The organism is Pseudoclavibacter sp. VKM Ac-2888, from assembly GCF_015351285.1.
Taxonomy (GTDB): domain Bacteria; phylum Actinomycetota; class Actinomycetes; order Actinomycetales; family Microbacteriaceae; genus Pseudoclavibacter.
Window position 1 is genome coordinate 2,568,895 of sequence record NZ_JADKSM010000001.1, and the last position, 17,072, is coordinate 2,585,966.

Consider the following 17,072-nt stretch of genomic DNA (forward strand, 5'->3'; position numbering starts at 1 on the left):
TCCGTGACGCCAGGCTGGAACGGTGCAGACGACAACGCCGACCACCCCGTCCACCCGTGACAAGCTCTCCGTTTGCGTCTTCCTGGCGTTGGCGTTCGGCCTCTCCTGGCTGGTCGCGCTTCCCCTCTGGCTCGGCGATGGGCTCGCCAACCCCTGGTTCCCCGTCATCTCGATCGCCATGATGCTGACCCCGGCAGTCGCCGCCCTGGTCACGGTGTTCGCCGTCGAGCGCCCTGCACGGCCGTGGCGCGCGCTCGGCCTCGTGCCGCTGAAGCCGGCGGGCAGACTCATCGCGTACCTGGCGCTCGCCGTCGTCGTCCCGGTTGCCCTCATCTTCGCCGCCCTGCCCATCGGCGCCCTCTTCGGCGTCTACTCCATGGACCTCGTGAACTTCTCCGGCTTCCAGGCGATGCTCGACGAGCAGCTCGCCGCCGAGGGCGTCGGCAACCTCGAGCTCCCCCTCCCGGTTGTCGTGCTCGTGCTGCTGCAGCTCGTGAGCATCCCCGTCGGCGCGTTCCTCAACCTCATCCCCGCCCTCGGCGAGGAACTGGGGTGGCGCGGCTGGCTGCTCCCGAAGCTCCTGAGGCTCGGCACCGTCCCCGCGCTGCTCATCTCGGGCCTCATCTGGGGCCTCTGGCACGCACCGCTGATCCTCCTCGGCTACAACTACGTGGATGCGCCAGGCTGGCTCGGGCTGACCATGATGACGGGGATGTGCATCCTCGTCGGGGCCGTGTTCGCGTGGCTGCGCATCCGCTCGGAATCGGTGTGGCCGGCCGCGCTCGCACACGGTGCCTTCAACGCCGCAGCCGGCTCGTACCTGCTGTTCGCCGCGGCCGGCGAGCGGGTCGACACGACGCAGGCCACGATCCTCGGCTGGACCGGATGGATCGTGCCGCTGATCTTCGTGGCCGTGCTCCTCGCGACGAAGCAGTTCGCGCCGTCCAAGCCCGCGCCGACGCAGGTGGCGCCGCAGCTGCACCAAGGCAACCCGCAGGTGCACCCGTAGCGGAGGGCGCAGACTTGGCGGATGCAGACTTCACCGCCAGCAGACCACCGACCGGCCGGCTCCAGCGCGCCACAGGACGCGCGCACGACGCACGCGGGGCGCACGCCCCGGACCTCGGTGGCGCGGACGATCGCGCGCGTGGTGCTCGGCGGATTCCTGCTGTTCGCGGGGGCCGCGCACCTGTCGTTCGCACGCGCCGAGTTTCAGGCGCAGGTGCCGACGTGGCTGCCGCTCGACGCGGACTTCGTCGTGCTCGCCTCCGGCGTCGTCGAGGTGCTGCTGGGGCTGGCGCTCATCGCGGCGGGCCGCTGGCGGGTCGCCGTCGGCTTCGTCGTCGCCGCGTTCTTCCTGGCGGTCTTCCCCGGGAACATCTCCCAGTACGTCACGGGGACGGATGCGTTCGGCCTGGATACCGACGCGGCCCGGCTCATCCGCCTGCCGTTCCAGGTGCTGCTCATCGCGCTGGCGCTCTGGTCGACCGCCGCGTGGCGCGACCGACGCGAGCTGCTCGCCCCGTTCCGGCGCGGCGACGCTCAGGGCCAGCGCTGAACCACGCCGTCGTCGGCGATCGAGCGAGCCGATGCTCTAGATTCCATGTATGACTGATTCCGGCAGCGCAGCCCCGCCAGCCACCGGAAACTCGGGCGTCGCCCCGCTGCTGGTGCTCGGCAAGATCACGGACATCCTCGACAGCTTCACCCTCGAGTCGCCCTCACTGTCGCTCGCGGAGATCCGCACGAAGACCGGCCTGCCCACCTCCACGACGCAGCGTCTCGTGACGAATCTCGTCTCGCAGGGCTTCCTCGACCGCGACGACGACCGGTTCCGGATCGGGCTGAGGATGGCGTACTGGTCTGCGCCAGCCGTCCGGGGCATCAAAGCGATCGACCTGCTCGCGCCGCTCCTGCGCGAGCTGCGTCAGGCGACCGGCGAGAGCGCGACCCTCTTCCGCGCCGATGACGATTACCGCGTCTGCATCGCAGTCGACGAGACGCGGCACGAGCTGAAGCAGGATGTCCACGTCGGCAAGGTCGCGCCGCTCACGGTCGGTTCCGCGGGGCGGGTCCTGCTCGCCTGGAACGCTGACCTCCGCGAGAGCATCCTCGCCGGGCCGATCCCCGACCTCGCGGCAAGCACCATCACCGACCCGGTCGAGCTGAGAGCCGTGCTCGAGCAGACCAGGGAAGACGGGTTCGCGATCACCCGCAACGAGCGCATCGACGGCCTCGTGGGGGTGGCAGCCCCGGTGTTCGAGCCGAGCGGACGGGTGCGGATGGCGCTGGGAGTGAGCGGGCCGGCCGCCCGCATCCAGCCGAAGATGCTCGAGGACTGGGCTCCGATGCTCGTCGAGACGGCCGAACGCGCGACGCGCCTCATCGGCGGTCGCGCTCCCGCCGAGTAGCGTCGCAGCCTACGCCGGCACGACCCATTCGAACGCGGGGGCCTTGGAGCGAGCGCCCTGGCGGGCCTTCGATCGGTTCGGCTCTTCGAGGTCGACGAGCAGCGCCTCCGATTCGCGGACGATCTGGGCGAACGCCGCCGGAGTGAGCCACTCGGGGCGCATCGCGAAGAGCAGGTCCTCCGTGGCCGTGTTGCCGCTGGCCCCCGGAGCGAACGGGCATCCGCCGAGCCCTCCGAGCGCGCCGTCGACGACGCTCGCACCCGCGAGGACCGCCGCGATCGAGTTCGTGACGCCCGCACCCCAGGTGTCGTGGCCATGGAACACGATCTCCCGCTTCGGCGACTCGGCGACGACCCTGGAGATGAGCGAGGACACCTGTCCAGGGTGCGCTTGGCCCAGGGTGTCGCAGATGACGATGTCCTCAGCGCCCTCGGCCCTGGGGTCGTTGGCGATCCGGATGACCCGGTCCGGGTCGACCTGCCCGTCGAAGGGGCACGTGAAGGAGGTCGCGAGGCACAGCTGGATGCGCCCGCCGGCCTGACGGGTCAGGGCGACGGCGTCCGGCATGGCCGCGAGACTCGTGTCGGTGGTACGCCCGATGTTCGCCTGGTTGTGGGCGTCGGAGACCGAGAGGCAGTACTGGAAGTTCTTCGCCCCGGCGGCCGCGGCCTTCTCGATGTGCCGCGGGGTCGCGACCCACACCCAGCTGTGCTCGAGCTCCTCCGGGGTGAGCGCCTCGATGACCTCGAGCGTGTTGGCCATGGGCGGGACGAGGTCGCCGCGCGCCATCGAGCCGATCTCGAGCTCTGGTACCCCGGCCGAGAAGAGCTCGCGCGCGAGCTCGACCTTGCGCTGGGTCGACAGCAGCTTGCCGGTGAGCTGCAGGCCGTCGCGCAGGGTGACGTCGCGCAGACGCGCGGAGGTGATCGGGTTCTGGCTCATCGTGCGTCCACCTTGCTGTTGTCGTCGGTCTGAGTCTGCCCGCTGCGGCCCGCGTAGGCCGCGAGCACCGCCTCGGTGTCCTGGCCGAGCCCGGGCGCGAGCGTGCGAATCGGCAGGGAGGCGCCGCCGAGGACCGGGACGATGCCCGGGAAGCCGACACCCTCGACGGTGGTGCCTCCGTCGGTCACGTCGAACTTCTGGATCATGTCGCGGGCCGCGTACTGCGGGCTCGCGCTGATGTCCTCGGCAGTGTAGATCGGGCCGGAGGGGACGCCGGCGTCGTCGAGGATGTCGAGCACCTCCTCGGCGGGGAGCGTCGCCGTCCACGCGCCGATCGCGGCGTCGAGCTCGTCGCGCCGGTCCCAGCGGAGATTGTTGGTCGCGAGGCCCGGGTCGCGGGCGAGGTCGTCTCTCCCGATGATGCCCATGAAGCGCACGAAGATCGCGTCGGCGTTGCCCGCGATCACGACGCTCTTCGCATCCCCGCACACGTACGCGTTGGTGGGGGCGATGCCCTCCATCCGCCCGCCGACCCGCTCACGGACCACCCCGTGCGCCTGGTAGTCGGGGATGAGCGACTCCATCATGGAGAACATGGCCTCGTTGAGGGCGACGTCGATGACCCGCTCCTCGAGCGGCGCGGGACCGAGGCCGGCGCCGCGGCGCTGCTCACGCTGGAACATCGCCATCATCACGCCGTAGGCGGCGTACACGCCCGCGATGGAGTCGCCGATCGAGACGCCGACGCGGACGGGGGCGCGGTCCGGGTCGCCGACGAGGTTCCTGAACCCGCCCATGGCCTCCGCGACGGCGGCGAACCCCGGCCGGCTCGAGAGGGGCCCCGTCTGCCCGAAGGCGGAGATACGGCCGATGACGATTTCCGGGTTGATCTCGTTGAGCACGTCCGGCCCGATCCCCCACCGCTCGATGGTGCCCGGACGGAAGTTCTCGAGGACCACGTCGCAGTCGGCGGCGAGCGCGCGCACCGCTTCCCGCCCCTCCTCGGTCCGGAGATCGAGGGTGATCGACTTCTTGTTGCGGTTGATGGTGTGGAACAGCATGGACGTCGTCGCACCGGGATGCAGGCGCCACGAGCGCAGCTCGTCTCCCGTTCCGGGCCGCTCGACCTTGATGACCTCGGCGCCGAAGTCGGCGAGCATCCGCCCTGCCGTCGGGGCTGCGATGAAGTTCCCGAGCTCGAGCACGCGGACTCCCGCGAGCGGGGCGATCTTGGCGTTGGTGTGCATGTCGGTCCTTTCCGGACGTGATCGGTCGGTGCGTGCGGGTCAGATGAAGATGCTGAGGACAAGGGTCACGAGCAACGCGACCACCGAGGCGACGGACACACCGATGGTGCACGTCTTGAGCGTGCCCCGTGTCGTCTGTCCGAGCAACGACTGCAGGAGCCAGAACGTGTTGCTGGTGACGTGCACCGCGAAGAGCGAGCCGGCTCCCGCCGCGAGGGCGATGAGGATCGGGTCGAGGCCGATGACGGACGCGATGGGCGCGAGGATGCCTGCGGCGGTGATCGCCGAGATCGTCACCGAGCCGACGGCGATGTGCAGCACGGCCGCGATGGCCCAGACGATGAGGAGTGGCGCGAAGCTGTTGGCGCTGAACGCCTGCCCGAGGATGTCGCCGAGGCCGGTCGCCGCGACGGTCGCCGCGAGCGAACCGCCCACACCCGTGAGGATGAGGATCTGACCGCTTTCGCGGAAGCCCGCGACAACCGACTTCTCGACCGCCTTGCCGCCGACCGTGAGCCTGCCGATGATGCTCGTGCCGAGCACGGCGAGGAGCAGCGCGAAGACGGGGTCGGTCACGAGGACAAGCGCGTCGATCTCGACGCCGACGATCTGCAGGATCGCGCCCGTCGCGATGAGGCCGAGGCAGAGCAGGAGCGGCGCGAAGAGCAGGATGAGCTTCGGCTCGGAGGTCGTGGTGCGCTCGGCGACGGCGACGCCGCGGGGGACGCCGCCGACCTTGCTGAGTCGGTCGCCGACTGGGATGCTCTCGGTCTTGAGGGGCGCGACGGGCTCTGGGGAGGCGTCGATGCTGTCGTCCGCTCCGTCCTCACCTTCGACGGGCTGCGTCTCGTCCAGCTTCTCCTTCCAGAAGCCGATGCGGAACAGCAGCGTCATGATGAAGATCGAGATGACGATGGTCGGCACGATCACGATGAGGCCGAAGAGCAGCATCTGTCCGAGGGGAACGCCGAGCACGCCCGCGAGCGCGAGGGCTGCGACGCCGGGCACCATGAAGACGATCCCGCATTCGAGGCCGATGGCGAGGGCCGTCGCGATGCGTGGCGTGCCGTGCTTGCCGATGAGCGGCGCCATCTTGCGAGCGAGCGGCGCGGAGATCACGAGGAGCACGTCGAGGAAGATCGACTGGAGCACGGTGCCGATCGTGAGCCCCATCGCGTACGGCAGCCCCTTGGGGCCGAAGATGCGCAGCAGGTGCGAGACGAGTCGCTGGATGGCGTTCATCTCGCTGAGCATCGAGCCGAGCAGCACGCCGAAGGTGATGAGGAGGCCGACCTCGGCCATGATCTCCCCGAAGCCGCCGGTGATCGTGCCGATGGTCTCGGTCGGCGGATGCCCCGTGGCGAGTCCCAGGTAGAGGGAGCCGATCACGAGGGCGACGGCGGGGTTCAGCCGGAAGCGCGTGATGAGCACGACGACGCCGAGGATGGCGATCGCCGTGTGGATGATCGTGATGATCTCTGACGTCATTGTCGTCCAATCGAGGTGGGGTCTCGCGCGGTCTGGGCCTCACTGGTGGAGAACAGGAGTTGCTTGGCTTGAGACCGCGTCTGGCTTACATTATGTGCATGAACTCAGTATGTAAGCAAGAGCCCGTATCGTGACCCGCAGCGAACAGCTCCTCGTCTCGGTGCCGACCCCCGCCCTCGCGGCCTCGATCACGCAGCTCGAGATCGCCGCCAGCCTCGAGTGCATCACCTGGGATCTGACGACGCCGTCACCCGCCCCGCACATCGACCTCGTCGTGCTCCCCTATCAGCAGGACCCGAGCCTCACCGCGAGCCTCGGGCGCACGACGACGCGACTCGTCCAGGCCCAGACGATCGGGTACGAGGACGTGCTCGCCCACCTGCCCGCTGGTCACACGGTTGCCAACGCGCGCTCCGTGCACGAGGCCTCCACGGCCGAGCTCGCACTCGGGCTCACGCTCGCGTCGCTCCGCCGCATCCCCGAGTACACGACGGCAGGGCAGCGGCACGTGTGGCATCAGCAGCCCGGCCAGAGCCTCGCCGACCGCACGGTGGCCATCGTCGGGTACGGCGGCGTCGGCAAGGCCATCGAGCATCGACTGAGCGGCTTCGAGGTGAACGTGCTCCGGTTCGCGCGCTCCGCCCGCGGAGCCGATGGCGGGCCCGACCGCGTGCACCCCATCTCGAGCCTCGAGGCGCTGCTCCCCGGGATAGACGTGGTGATCCTCACGGTGCCGCTGACCGACGAGACCAGGCACCTCGTCGATGCGAGCTTCCTCGCCGCGATGCGACAGGGGTCGCTCCTCGTGAACGTCGCGCGCGGACCAGTCATCGACACGGAGGCGCTCATCGCCGCGCTCGAGGCCGGCCGCATCCGGGCCGCCCTCGACGTCTCCGACCCCGAGCCGCTGCCGCCGGGGCACCGGCTCTGGGATCTCGACGGCGCACTCATCACCCCGCACGTCGGGGGCGCTTCCTCGGCGATGCATCCGCGCATGGTCGCACTCATCGACCGGCAGCTCCGCGCGCTTTTGGCCGGCGAGGCGCCGGAGAACGTCGTGGCGCACCCATGACGGCGGGAAGCGAGCACGCTCGGCGTCGCCGGCCCGGCTGACCTCCTACCGCCAGCGCGGCTCGAGGAAGCCGAGCGCCACGAGCTCGCGCACGTCGGGCACGAGGCTCGCGCGCAGGGCCTCTTCCTCGACATCGACGAGCGATGCGATGGCGGTGACGATCTGCGACCCGACGAGCTCACCGTCGCACACCGACACGAAGCCGGTGAGTTCCGTCGACATCGACATGGTGCGGCGGAACCCCGCGCCCTGGCGGAGCATGATGATGCTCGGGTCCTCGTCGCCTGGCCGCGAGTGGCGCTCCTCGGTCACGTCGGCGGCCACGACCAGCGGCTCGTCGAAGAGCTCGTCGTCGTCGACCCCGCGCAGCCAGGTGATGGCCTCGAAGCCGTCGCGGATGTGCGCGGCGAGCGGGTGGCCGAGCGCGTGCGTGAGGTGCTCGAAGCGGCGCAGCGGACCGCCGACGGCGCCCTCGTGGGTGCGGCGGAGGAAGAACATGCCCATGCCGATGCGCTCGACATCGCGGCTCGCGAAGTCCTGCAGGTAGCGGCGGAATGCGTGCTGCCAGCTCGAGAGCTCGGCGTTCTCAGCCGCATCCTTCAACCACATATCGGCGTACTCCACAGGTGTCGCGTCCTCGCGCTGCACGACCCACAGGTCGACATCGTTCGCGGGCCACGTCTCGAGGCGCGAGTGCCAGTTGGCGTCGCCCTCCCGCACCTCCCAGTTGCCGAGCATGCAGGCGACGCCGCCCGGGGCGAGCACCGTGCCGAGGTCGCGCACGAGCCCCTCGACGATGCTGTCACCCGGCTTGCCACCGTCACGGTACGTGTACTGGTCGCTTCCGCCTTCGCCCTCGCGTCGGGGCGTGATGACAAACGGCGGATTCGACACGAACAGGTCGAAGTGCTCGCCGGCGACGGGCTCGAGCATGTTTCCGAGGCGCAGGCTCACGCGGTCCTCGAGGCCGCCGGGGGCGATGCCGAGCGCCTCGGCGTTGAGCAGCAGGTTGAACTTCGCGAACGCGAGGGCGCGCTCCGAGATGTCGGTCGCGACGACGTGCCTGGTGTGGGCGAGCAGGTGCATGGTCTGCACGCCCATGCCGACGCCGAGGTCAAGCGCGCGGGCGACGGGTTCCCGCGGGGTGAGCTGGGCGAGCAGCGTCGTCGCCGGCCCGATGCCGACGACGTGGTCGCGGCGCAGCGGCTGGTCGCGGCCGAGCTGCACACCGCCGAGGTCGGAGGCGACCCACATCTCGACGCTGCCGTTGACGCCCTCGCTCGCGTACGGGCGCACGTCGACGAGTGCGACCACGAGCTCGTCCGCGAGCTCCTCGGCGCTGGCCTCCTGAGCCGATTCCGTGGGGCTCCGGCGCGGGACGCGAGCAACGAGGCGGGCCGCGAGCAACTCGTCGAGTGCCGGGACGTCGCCCGCCTCGACGGTCTCCGCGAGCACGAACAGGCGGATGAGCGCGGAGAGCGCGTCGTCCGGCTCACGCGAGAGGGCGAACGACGCAGGCTCGAGCAGGTCGCGGTGCAGCGCATCCGCCGCTTCGGCCCCCAGACGCGACTCGACCCCGTCGACGGTGAAGCCAGCGCCGGCGAACGTCACCGCGAGCGCGCGGAGCAGCGCCTCGTCGGTGCTGTCGGGGGCGTCGCTCGGGTCGTCGAACGTGAAGTCGTCAGGAGTGGAGGCGGAAGAGGCATGGCGCGCGTGGGAAGTCACCCGTCAATTATGCGGATGTGCACCGACAGTCGCGCGCGGCTCCCAGGCTGCCGGGTCGCGCAGCTCCGCGAGCGCCTCGATCGTGCGGATGCGCACCTCCACGTCGTGCGTCGTGGCGGCGAGGATCACCTCGTCGGCCCCCGTGCGCTCGATGAGGCGGTCGATGCCGTCGGCGACCATCTCGGGGGTCCCGACGAGCTGCGTGCCGGTCGTCGCGTCGTAGAGGGAGCGGTCCTGCATCCGGTCCGCGTACGCGGCGGCGCCCTCTGGCGAGAGGACCCTCGTAGGGCGGCCGAACCGGATCTGGTGCATGGCCGCCCTGCTGGGGAGCGCGAGGCGGGTGGCCTCATCGACCGTCTCCGCGGCGATCGCGGAGACCGACACCATGAAGTGCGGTTCGGCGAGCACGGGCGACGGCACGAAGTGGTCGCGGTAGTGGTCGGCGGCGGCTTTCGGGTCAGCGTGCATCGCGAAGTGGTGCGCGAAGGTGTACGGCAGGCCGAAGGCGGCGGCCAGCTCTGCCCCGTAGAGGCTCGAACCGAGGAGCCAGATCTGGGGATTCGTCTTCGCCCCCGGGCTGACTCGGAGGCGATTGAGCACCTCGCGGTCGTGCTCCGCCCTCACATCGCCCAGGTAGCCCATGAGCTCGAGCACGTCGTTGGGGAACTCGTCGACGCGATCACGGGAGAGATCGCGACGCATCGCGGCGGCGGTGAACGGGTCGGTGCCGGGCGCGCGGCCCAGTCCGAGGTCGATGCGCCCGGGGTAGAGCGACTCGAGGGTCGCGAACTGCTCGGCGATGACGAAGGGTGCGTGGTTCGGCAGCATGACGCCGCCCGAGCCGAGGCGGATACGCTGCGTTCCCGCGCCGAGAGCCGCGAGCAGCACGGGCGGTGTCGTCGAGGCGACGAGTTCGGTGTTGTGGTGCTCGGCGACCCAGTAGCGGTGGTACCCGAGCTCGTCGGCTCGCCGCACCAGGCGGGCGGATGCGGCCACGGCGTCGGCACTCGACTGCCCTTCGGCGACGGGGATGAGGTCGAGCACGGAGAGCGTGGGCGTTCCTGGCATGGTCGGGGCAACGCGCACCATCCCGCCGCTATTCCTGGATGGCCTCGGCAGCCTCACGGGGAGAAGTCCCCACCACCGGGGTTTTCGGCAGGTTCGCGGCCTGAGTGTCGGTGGCTCTGCGTAGCATGACAACGAACGGCATACCCAGCGTGCCGAAGGAGACCCCATGACCCGACACCGTCGCCGACCACGGGCTCTGCTCGCGAGCATCGGCGCGCTCGCTGCGGTCGCCTTGCTCGCGGGGTGCTCGGTGAGCGCGACGGCGACTCCCTCGGCAAATGGGTACGACGCCGTCGACGCGCCCATCGAGGGCGGCACGGTCAGCCTGCGCGACTCGTTCGAGTCCTCGGCGCAGGAATCGCACGACTTCTGGTCAGACCCCGACATGTTCAAGAACGCCGAGGGCTTCGACTACACGGCACCAGACAACGGCATCACGGTCGGCGTCGGCGACCCGGCGACCGGCGCGTTCGTCCCGCCGACCACCTCGGTGCCCGCTGCCGAGTCGGCGAACGGCTACGGAGATGTCTCGGAGGCGGTGCCCTACGACCGTGCCGGGCTCGGCGCATCCACCTTCGGTCGCCTGTACATGTCGTTCGCGAGTGGTCTCGCGGTGTGCTCGGCGACGGTCGTGAACTCCGGCGAGCGCAACATCGTCGTCACGGCGGCGCACTGCCTCGTCGACTTCGAGAGCAACAAGGCCATCGCGAGCAACGTCGTCTTCATCCCCGGCGACCGCGGCGACGGGGCCGAGCAGCCGTACGGTCGCTGGGCAGCCACCGACTACAGCATCCCGCAGCACTTCCTCGACAACGCCAACTACGGCGACCAGGGCGTGTACGGGGAGGGCTGGAACAACGACTTCGCGTTCCTCGTGATGGAGGAGAAAGACGGCAAGCGCATCCAGGACGTGACGGGCGGGCAGGGCATCGCCTTCGGGGTCCCGGCCAAGGCGATCACGCAGGTCGGCTATCCGAGTGCGAGCCCCTACGACGGCTCTGAGGAGTACATGTGCGCCTCCAGCCAGTGGCGGGAGGGCTCAGCAGGCGGATACACCCACATGTGCAGCATGACGCCGGGAGGCTCGGGTGGGGCCTGGCTCGTCTACTACGACACGGCGATCGGGGCCGGCTACGTCGCCGCAACCTCGTCGACCGTCCTCTCGTCGGCGAACCCGCCGTTCCGGTGGGAGGGCTCGGTGCTCGGCCAGACCGCGCTGTCGCTGTACAACGAGCTCGGGGGGTCCTGATGCGCACCCAACGCCTCATCGCAGGTGCGACCGCGCTGCTCGTCGGGCTCGTGCTCTCCGGATGCGCGACGACGACCCCGACAGCGGTCGCGAACCACGAGGCGAAGCTCGAGTACCACGCCGACACCGGCGCGGAGCTGCTCGGCGACTCCCTCGTCGAGGGCCTCGCCAAGGTCGAGAATTTCTCCGCCACCGCCTACACGCACGGCAAGGCCTCGACCGGGGCGACGCTCAGCACACAGCACGAGACGAGCGTGGTCGGCGCGTCCTACGTCACGAAGGAGTCGACCGCCGAGGCGGGAACCTCCATCGACGAGGTCCACATCGCTGGCAGCGACTACACCTACTACCTCTTCGGCAGCGCCTACACGACGGTCGTCTCGACCCCGTGGGCACGCCTGCCGATGGGCGACCTCGACCGCGCGAACGACCCGCAGCGCACGTGCATCCTCGGCACCGTCATCTACATGTGCAATCTGGTGAAGGCATGGCAGCTGTCGAAGGAGAGCAACGGCGAGGAGCTTCCCGAGAAGCTCGAGGTCTCGGCAGATGGCAGCAGGCACTTCACGTCGGCGGTCACGTTCGACTCGCTCGAGGAGGCCGGGCTGTACACGCTGGGCGACGACCTCCGCTCGCAGCTCAGCGACGACGAGCTCGGCACCCTGCTCCCGCTGCACGTGTGGGTCGGCGCTGACGGCATCGTGCAGAAGATCGAGGTGAACGGCACGATGGATGCGGCATCGCTCGACGTCGAGGTGCAGTTCGGATTCGAGATCACGGGCACGCCGACTGCCGACGATCTGCCGGATGACCCCGCGTCGCTCGCGCCTCAGTACGTGACCAATGTGACTGCAGATCAGGCGAGCGCGTTCTGGGATGCGATCGGGAACGCGAGAACCGGCTAGGCCGGGCCCGCTCATGCACGTCGCAGCAAGCAAGCTGGAGGAACCACGATGACCTTCCCACCGCAGGGCGGCCCGCAGAGGCCGCGCGACCCCAACGATCCGCGCGACCCGCAGCCGGGGCGGCAGGAGCAGCAGGGGCAGCAGGGGCAGCAGGGGCAGCAGGCTCATCGACCGCACGGGCCCGGCCAGGGGTCGGGGCCGGAACAGCACTACGGTCAGAACCAGAATCAGGGCCAGGGCCAGGGCCAGAACCAGCACCAGCACCAGAACCAGGGCCAGGGCCAGGGCCAGAACCAGCAATATGCGCCGGGCCAGCAGGGTCAGCAGGGTCAGGGCCAGCAGCCGGCACAGCATCAGCAGCCTTCCCAGTACGGCCAGCCGTTCCCCCAGCCCGGGTACCCGGCCGCATCGGCGACGCCAGGTGCGAGTAACGCCGGTCAGGCCGGCCAGACCAGCCAGACCAGCCAGACCAGCCAGTTCGGGACGGCGTCAGGCGCGAGGTCAACCCCCAGCGCGTACGGTCCCGGCGCTCACGCGGCATCGGCGTCCGGCTTCGGGCCTGGAGCCGGCTCCGGGTACGACTCCGGGTATGGCTCCGGGTATGCGACCCCGAACGCCGCCTACGGTGTTCCGAGCGCCACCTACGGGGCGCCAGCTCCCGCATCCTCGACACAGCAGGGCTTCGGCTACCAGCAGCCGCCGGTTGGCTACCCAGGCTCAGGCACCCAAGGACCAGGCACCCAAGGGCCCGGCGTCCAGGGCCAGCAGTTCGGGCCAGGGCCAGGGCTGGCTCCGGCAGGCAGGCCGAAGCGCAACTCTCGTCTGCTCCTGATCCTCGCGATTCCCGCGGCGGCGCTCATCGCAGGTCTCGGTGGCTACTTCATCGGACAGAGCAACGGCAGCGTGCTCGCCGCGGAGCCGCTGCAGGCTGAGGTCACGCGCGTGCTGCAAGACGACTTCGGTCTCGTCGAGGTGACCGACGTCGTCTGCCCAGAGCAGGTCAAGGCCGATCAAGGCGCCGAGTTCCAATGCACGTTCACGTACGCCGAGCAGGAGCAGTCCGTGACCGTCACCGTCTCGTCAGCCGACGGCCAGGTCGTCGTCGGCGCCCCGGAGTAGCCCGGCAGGGGAAACTCCACCCGCACCCCGCACCCCGCACTCACATGGGCGCGCGCCAGCACGAGCACCGGCGACCGGTGCCAGCACGCCTACCGAGAGCCTCCGGGTCCGACGATCGGCAGCGGCACCCCGTCCACGAGCAGCTCGCACTCGGGCCGGTCCGCGACGGCGACGGCCACACGGGAGGCGAGATGCTCGGGCATCTCGGGCAGGGCATCCACGGGGAACCAGGCGACATCCACCGACTCGTCGTCGCCGACCGCCGCCTCCCCGGACACCCAGGAGCAGCGGAAGACGAGGTCGCAGTACTGGGCGCGGTCACCCGTCGCGTGCACGATCTTCGGCGAGACGCTGAGACGCACGAGCCGCTCGACGCGGACTTCGACCATCGCCTCCTCGAGGCTCTCCCGCACGGCAGCCGTCGCCGGATGCTCGCCCGGGTCGACGATGCCCGTCACCGGGCTCCACACCCCATTGTCGGAACGCTGCACGAGCAGCACCTCCTCACCGCTGGCAGCGGACACACCAGCGGGTGCCATCGCGGGGCGGATGATGACGGCAGTCGAACCAGCAAGCCAGAGCGGATGCTCCGGCCCGATCTTGGCGCGCAGCTCGGCGACGAACTCAGGAATGGGCATGGGCCCTATCCAACCGCAACTCCGAAGACGAGGCCGAGCACGTACGTCACGGCCGCGGCCCCGAAGCCGATGAGCAGCTGGCGTCCGGCGCGACGCCACGGCGGACCGCCAGACAGCACGCCGACGATGGCGCCCGTCGAGAGAAGCGCGACTCCGACGACCGCCGCGGACACCGCCACGGCGGCGATCCCGCTCATTCCGAAGATGTAGGGAAGCACCGGGAGGAGCGCGCCGCCGGCGAAGAAGCAGAAGCTGGAGAGGGCCGCGGTCCATGCGGTACCGAGCTCCTCGTGCTCTTCCTCGGCGGACTGCAGCGAGATCGGGCCGGATTCCGGGTCGGCGCCCTGCAGCGCGAACACGCGGTGCGCGTAGCTGCGAGCCTCGTCCTCGCCCATGCCGCGGGCACGGTAGACGAGCTCCAGCTCGTTCGCGTTCACGTCGAGCCGCTGGATGGTCTGGGGAGTATCCGGGCTTGGCGTCGACGCCTCAAGGAGCTCACGCTGCGAACGGACGGACACGTACTCGCCCGCCGCCATCGACAACGCTCCGGCGAGGAGCCCGGAGAGGCCCGTCGCGAGGATGATCACCGTGGGCGCACCGGTCGCGCCGATGCCGAGCACGAGGGCGAGGTTCGAGACGAGCCCGTCGTTGGCGCCGAACACCGCCGCCCGGAAACCGCCAGACATGCGGGAGCGGCTGCGCATTGCCAGGCCCCGCACGACCTCCTCGTGGATGCGCTCGTCTGCCGCCATCTCGGGGGTCGCGTCCGCTTCGCGCTCGTACGGCGAACGTGACTCTGCTCGCTGGATGAGCGCCAGCACGAAGAGAGAGCCGAAGCGGCGCGCGAACCAGCCGAAGAGGCGCGTGCCGAGTTGTGCGCGCACCCCGCCGTCGCCCGCCGGGCCGAGGAGGCTCAGCCAGTGCTCCTCGTGCCGCACCTCGGCGCTCGCGAGACCCAGCAGGATCTCACGCTCCTCGCCCTCGCGCTTCGCCGCGAGGTCTCGGTACACGGACCCTTCGGCGCGCTCATCGGCGAGGTAGCGGCGCCAGCGGCGAATGTCGGCAGCGCTCGGCTCGCGGGAGAGATCCCCGGTTCCGGGCCCGCGCTGCGGCTGCGGGGGTGGTGTCTGCGGCATGGGCCATGCATCCTTCGTGGGGACGCCTCGAGCCCGAATGGAGCACGGGCATCGTTGACAACGTTGCCCCAACGCTACGTGCGCACGCCCCGGTTTCCGCAACCTCGCAGAGAAGTTCGGCGCACCGGAGCGGAGCGCCTCGCCGCCTTTCTCGAGCTACTCGCCGGCCGCGCCCGCCTCGGTGACCGAGACGTCGGCACGGGTGAAGTTCATGAACGACCTCGAAGCGGTCGGGCCGCGCTGCCCGAGGTAGCGGGAGCTGTAGATCGCGGAGCCGTAGGGGTGCTCCGCGGCACTCGAGAGCTGGAAGAAGCAGAGCTGGCCGATCTTCATGCCGGGCCAGAGCTTGATGGGGAGCGTCGCGACGTTCGACAGCTCCAACGTGACGTGCCCCGTGAAGCCGGGGTCGATGAATCCGGCTGTCGAGTGCGTGAGCAGCCCGAGCCTGCCGAGCGAGCTCTTGCCTTCGAGCCGAGCAGCGACATCGTCGCCGAGGGTGACGCGTTCGAACGTGGAGGCGAGCACGAACTCGCCTGGGTGCAGCACGAACGGCTCGTCTGGCTTCGACGTGACCAGCCTCGTCAGCTCCGGCTGCTCCTCTGCCGGGTCGATGAACGGGTACCTGTGGTTGTCGAACAGCCGGAAGTACCTGTCGAGGCGCACGTCGATGCTCGAGGGCTGCACGAGCCCGGGCTCGTACGGCTCGAGGCCGATACGGCCCGCTTCGACGCCCTGCTTGATGTCGCGATCGCTGAGAAGCACGTCGTCAGCCTAGTTGGTCGGCGGATGCGCGAGGCTAGGCTGATGACGTGAGCAGAAACGTGTGGACCGTCATCGGCGTCATCGTGGCCGTCGTGATCGCGTGGTGGCTCGTCGACGTGCTCTTCCACTTGGCCTGGATGGTGGCTCGACTGAGCATCGTCGCCGTGGTTGCCGTCATCGTGTTCTTCGTCATCCGCGCGCTCGTCGCCAAACGCGACTGAACCCGACCGGCGCGGTGCCGGTCGGGTTCAGAGGTTCAGTTCGCTCACTCCCCCCTCAGGTGCGCGGCCTCAGGCTGGGCTGGCGTCCGACTCGAGTTCCTCGTCGGGTGCGCTGAATGCGCGCTGGTCACGAGGAGTGTTCGGCATATTCGGTGGGGTGTTGTCGTTGAGCGGCGTGTACACGTTCGTGCCCATCTTCCGTCGGAACGCGAGTTCCACACCATCCACCGTCACGTACCTGTCGATGTAGATGGACGGTTTGTTGCCGTCAACGCGGACGTCGCCCTTGAAGACCATGTCGCTGACGAGGTTCGTGACACCCTCCGTCGGCACGATCGTACGCAGGTAGGTCATCTGGTAGCTCTCGTGCCTGCCCTCAGGGAAGTCGTGTGTGCCGATCGGGTCGAGATTGCTCCAGGACGAGGAAACGCTCGGCGACCATGAGCTCGGACCGGGAAGGTAGTGCACCACGATTCGCGTGTTCGCAATGACGGATTTGCTCGTCGTATTCGTCACCCAGAGCCCGTAGCGTCCGTACATGTGCTTCTGACCGGGGCGCCCCTCGATGCCGTAGGTGCCACGCCCCGCCTGCGGCCAGCTGAAGGCGATCCACCCGTTCAGGCCCGCCGGCTGTGCCGGTACCCCTGAGCTCGCCTGGGCTGGAGCGGAGACCGCGATGGCAATGGTCGGCAGAGCCCACGCCGCCGCAGATGCGACCGCCCGCCTGCTCGGTCCTTGTTTTTCGGCGCGCAGAATATCGCTCATGTTTCCCCCTGGAAGTGTCAAGCAGTGAACCGAAATTCCCCCATGTCGGCCCCACTGCAGCGTGCGGTCCACAATGACAGATCTGAAATTGGACCGCAACATTCCGGGGAGTTGGGTGGGCACCTCAGGCAGGCCCTCACGGCCGCGCCGCCACCACCCCCAGGTGGCTTCGTTGTACGATGGTGGAGTTCATCGCCCCGGGGTGCTGAATACGCGGATGTAGTTCAATGGCAGAACTTCAGCTTCCCAAGCTGATAGCGCGGGTTCGATTCCCGTCATCCGCTCCACGAAAAAGTCCAGGCCGGTCGCTGGACGCGACCTGGC

General features: G+C 69.5%; 17 protein-coding genes and 1 tRNA gene. 9 read left to right on the forward strand and 9 right to left on the reverse strand.

Translation table 11 applies throughout. The features are described from left to right. Positions 1 to 22: 22 nt before the first annotated feature. The 3 genes from ITJ61_RS12095 to ITJ61_RS12105 are packed head-to-tail and all read left to right on the forward strand — an operon-like array spanning position 23 to position 2,411. Positions 23 to 1,009: a CPBP family intramembrane glutamic endopeptidase gene (locus tag ITJ61_RS12095; protein WP_194686311.1), complete on the forward strand. Its 987-nt coding sequence runs from the start codon at positions 23 to 25 to the stop codon at positions 1,007 to 1,009. A 21-nt stretch (positions 1,010 to 1,030) separates the two neighbouring features. Then, on the forward strand, positions 1,031 to 1,558 hold the full coding sequence (locus tag ITJ61_RS12100) for a hypothetical protein (RefSeq protein ID WP_228496661.1): 528 nt from the start codon (positions 1,031 to 1,033) through the stop codon (positions 1,556 to 1,558). 49 nt (positions 1,559 to 1,607) lie between these two features. Next, positions 1,608 to 2,411 (forward strand): IclR family transcriptional regulator, encoded by an 804-nt coding sequence (locus ITJ61_RS12105; protein ID WP_104243688.1) that lies wholly within the window; start codon positions 1,608 to 1,610, stop codon positions 2,409 to 2,411. A 9-nt stretch (positions 2,412 to 2,420) separates the two neighbouring features. Here ITJ61_RS12105 and ITJ61_RS12110 read toward each other — a convergent pair whose 3' ends face one another. From ITJ61_RS12110 to ITJ61_RS12120, 3 genes are read right to left on the reverse strand one after another with little or no spacing between them, the layout of a single operon-like run. Next, positions 2,421 to 3,353 (reverse strand): hydroxymethylglutaryl-CoA lyase, encoded by a 933-nt coding sequence (locus ITJ61_RS12110; RefSeq protein ID WP_194686312.1) that lies wholly within the window; start codon positions 3,351 to 3,353, stop codon positions 2,421 to 2,423. Continuing rightward, on the reverse strand, positions 3,350 to 4,600 hold the full coding sequence (locus ITJ61_RS12115) for a CaiB/BaiF CoA transferase family protein (protein ID WP_194686313.1): 1,251 nt from the start codon (positions 4,598 to 4,600) through the stop codon (positions 3,350 to 3,352). The genes ITJ61_RS12110 and ITJ61_RS12115 overlap by 4 nt, the downstream gene beginning before the upstream one ends. A 39-nt stretch (positions 4,601 to 4,639) precedes the next feature. Beyond that, positions 4,640 to 6,088, reverse strand: coding sequence for a GntP family permease (locus ITJ61_RS12120; protein WP_194686314.1), 1,449 nt, complete (start codon positions 6,086 to 6,088; stop codon positions 4,640 to 4,642). Positions 6,089 to 6,218: 130 nt separating this feature from the next. Here ITJ61_RS12120 and ITJ61_RS12125 point away from each other — a divergent pair, with 130 nt between their 5' ends. Then, a complete protein-coding gene (locus ITJ61_RS12125; protein ID WP_194686315.1) occupies positions 6,219 to 7,160 on the forward strand; it encodes a 2-hydroxyacid dehydrogenase in 942 nt (313 codons plus the stop codon). A 45-nt stretch (positions 7,161 to 7,205) separates the two neighbouring features. On the opposite strand, the gene ITJ61_RS12130 is transcribed toward ITJ61_RS12125, so the two are convergent. Together ITJ61_RS12130 and ITJ61_RS12135 are read right to left on the reverse strand one after the other, a co-directional pair. Continuing rightward, positions 7,206 to 8,885 carry a methyltransferase gene (locus ITJ61_RS12130; RefSeq protein WP_194686316.1) on the reverse strand — a complete coding sequence of 560 codons (1,680 nt, stop codon included), beginning with the start codon at positions 8,883 to 8,885 and terminating at the stop codon, positions 7,206 to 7,208. Between the two features lie 3 nt (positions 8,886 to 8,888). Beyond that, a complete protein-coding gene (locus tag ITJ61_RS12135; RefSeq protein ID WP_228496662.1) occupies positions 8,889 to 9,974 on the reverse strand; it encodes an LLM class flavin-dependent oxidoreductase in 1,086 nt (361 codons plus the stop codon). Between the two features lie 145 nt (positions 9,975 to 10,119). On the opposite strand from ITJ61_RS12135, the gene ITJ61_RS12140 reads away from it, so the two are divergent. The 3 genes from ITJ61_RS12140 to ITJ61_RS12150 are packed head-to-tail and all read left to right on the forward strand — an operon-like array spanning position 10,120 to position 13,226. Next, positions 10,120 to 11,202, forward strand: a complete 1,083-nt coding sequence (locus ITJ61_RS12140) for a trypsin-like serine peptidase (protein ID WP_194686317.1) — start codon at positions 10,120 to 10,122, stop codon at positions 11,200 to 11,202. Further along, complete coding sequence (locus ITJ61_RS12145; RefSeq protein ID WP_194686318.1) at positions 11,202 to 12,107, forward strand: hypothetical protein; 906 nt, start codon at positions 11,202 to 11,204, stop codon at positions 12,105 to 12,107. The genes ITJ61_RS12140 and ITJ61_RS12145 overlap by 1 nt, the downstream gene beginning before the upstream one ends. Positions 12,108 to 12,155: 48 nt before the next feature. Next, complete coding sequence (locus ITJ61_RS12150) at positions 12,156 to 13,226, forward strand: DUF4333 domain-containing protein (protein ID WP_194686319.1); 1,071 nt, start codon at positions 12,156 to 12,158, stop codon at positions 13,224 to 13,226. A gap of 89 nt (positions 13,227 to 13,315) precedes the next feature. On the opposite strand, the gene ITJ61_RS12155 is transcribed toward ITJ61_RS12150, so the two are convergent. The 3 genes from ITJ61_RS12155 to dcd all read right to left on the reverse strand — a co-directional run bounded on the left by ITJ61_RS12155 (position 13,316) and on the right by dcd (position 15,762). Further along, positions 13,316 to 13,864: an NUDIX hydrolase gene (locus ITJ61_RS12155; RefSeq protein WP_194686320.1), complete on the reverse strand. Its 549-nt coding sequence runs from the start codon at positions 13,862 to 13,864 to the stop codon at positions 13,316 to 13,318. 5 nt (positions 13,865 to 13,869) lie between these two features. Then, on the reverse strand, positions 13,870 to 15,000 hold the full coding sequence (locus tag ITJ61_RS12160; protein WP_194686321.1) for a VIT1/CCC1 transporter family protein: 1,131 nt from the start codon (positions 14,998 to 15,000) through the stop codon (positions 13,870 to 13,872). A 156-nt stretch (positions 15,001 to 15,156) separates the two neighbouring features. Beyond that, entirely contained in the window at positions 15,157 to 15,762 is a 606-nt protein-coding gene (gene dcd / locus ITJ61_RS12165) for a dCTP deaminase (RefSeq protein ID WP_104300105.1), read from the reverse strand. A gap of 47 nt (positions 15,763 to 15,809) precedes the next feature. Between dcd and ITJ61_RS12170 the strand changes: the two genes are divergently transcribed. Then, positions 15,810 to 15,983: a hypothetical protein gene (locus ITJ61_RS12170; protein ID WP_181058052.1), complete on the forward strand. Its 174-nt coding sequence runs from the start codon at positions 15,810 to 15,812 to the stop codon at positions 15,981 to 15,983. Between the two features lie 69 nt (positions 15,984 to 16,052). Here the strand turns inward: ITJ61_RS12170 and ITJ61_RS12175 are convergent, their stop codons facing one another. Then, entirely contained in the window at positions 16,053 to 16,748 is a 696-nt protein-coding gene (locus ITJ61_RS12175) for a hypothetical protein (protein WP_194686322.1), read from the reverse strand. Positions 16,749 to 16,961: 213 nt separating this feature from the next. Between ITJ61_RS12175 and ITJ61_RS12180 the strand changes: the two genes are divergently transcribed. Continuing rightward, a tRNA-Gly gene (locus tag ITJ61_RS12180) sits at positions 16,962 to 17,035 on the forward strand. The last annotated feature ends 37 nt before the right edge of the window (positions 17,036 to 17,072 follow it).

Bases quoted from the DNA above. Each gene is read 5' to 3' on its own strand.
- ITJ61_RS12100 (WP_228496661.1), top strand. From the start codon at position 1,031: ATGCAGACTTCACCGCCAGCAGACCACCGACCGGCCGGCTCCAGCGCG.
- ITJ61_RS12105 (WP_104243688.1), top strand. From the start codon at position 1,608: ATGACTGATTCCGGCAGCGCAGCCCCGCCAGCCACCGGAAACTCGGGC.
- ITJ61_RS12110 (WP_194686312.1), bottom strand. From the start codon at position 3,353: ATGAGCCAGAACCCGATCACCTCCGCGCGTCTGCGCGACGTCACCCTG.
- ITJ61_RS12115 (WP_194686313.1), bottom strand. From the start codon at position 4,600: ATGCACACCAACGCCAAGATCGCCCCGCTCGCGGGAGTCCGCGTGCTC.
- ITJ61_RS12120 (WP_194686314.1), bottom strand. From the start codon at position 6,088: ATGACGTCAGAGATCATCACGATCATCCACACGGCGATCGCCATCCTC.
- ITJ61_RS12135 (WP_228496662.1), bottom strand. From the start codon at position 9,974: ATGGTGCGCGTTGCCCCGACCATGCCAGGAACGCCCACGCTCTCCGTG.
- ITJ61_RS12140 (WP_194686317.1), top strand. From the start codon at position 10,120: ATGACCCGACACCGTCGCCGACCACGGGCTCTGCTCGCGAGCATCGGC.
- ITJ61_RS12145 (WP_194686318.1), top strand. From the start codon at position 11,202: ATGCGCACCCAACGCCTCATCGCAGGTGCGACCGCGCTGCTCGTCGGG.
- ITJ61_RS12150 (WP_194686319.1), top strand. From the start codon at position 12,156: ATGACCTTCCCACCGCAGGGCGGCCCGCAGAGGCCGCGCGACCCCAAC.
- ITJ61_RS12155 (WP_194686320.1), bottom strand. From the start codon at position 13,864: ATGCCCATTCCTGAGTTCGTCGCCGAGCTGCGCGCCAAGATCGGGCCG.
- ITJ61_RS12160 (WP_194686321.1), bottom strand. From the start codon at position 15,000: ATGCCGCAGACACCACCCCCGCAGCCGCAGCGCGGGCCCGGAACCGGG.
- ITJ61_RS12175 (WP_194686322.1), bottom strand. From the start codon at position 16,748: ATGAGCGATATTCTGCGCGCCGAAAAACAAGGACCGAGCAGGCGGGCG.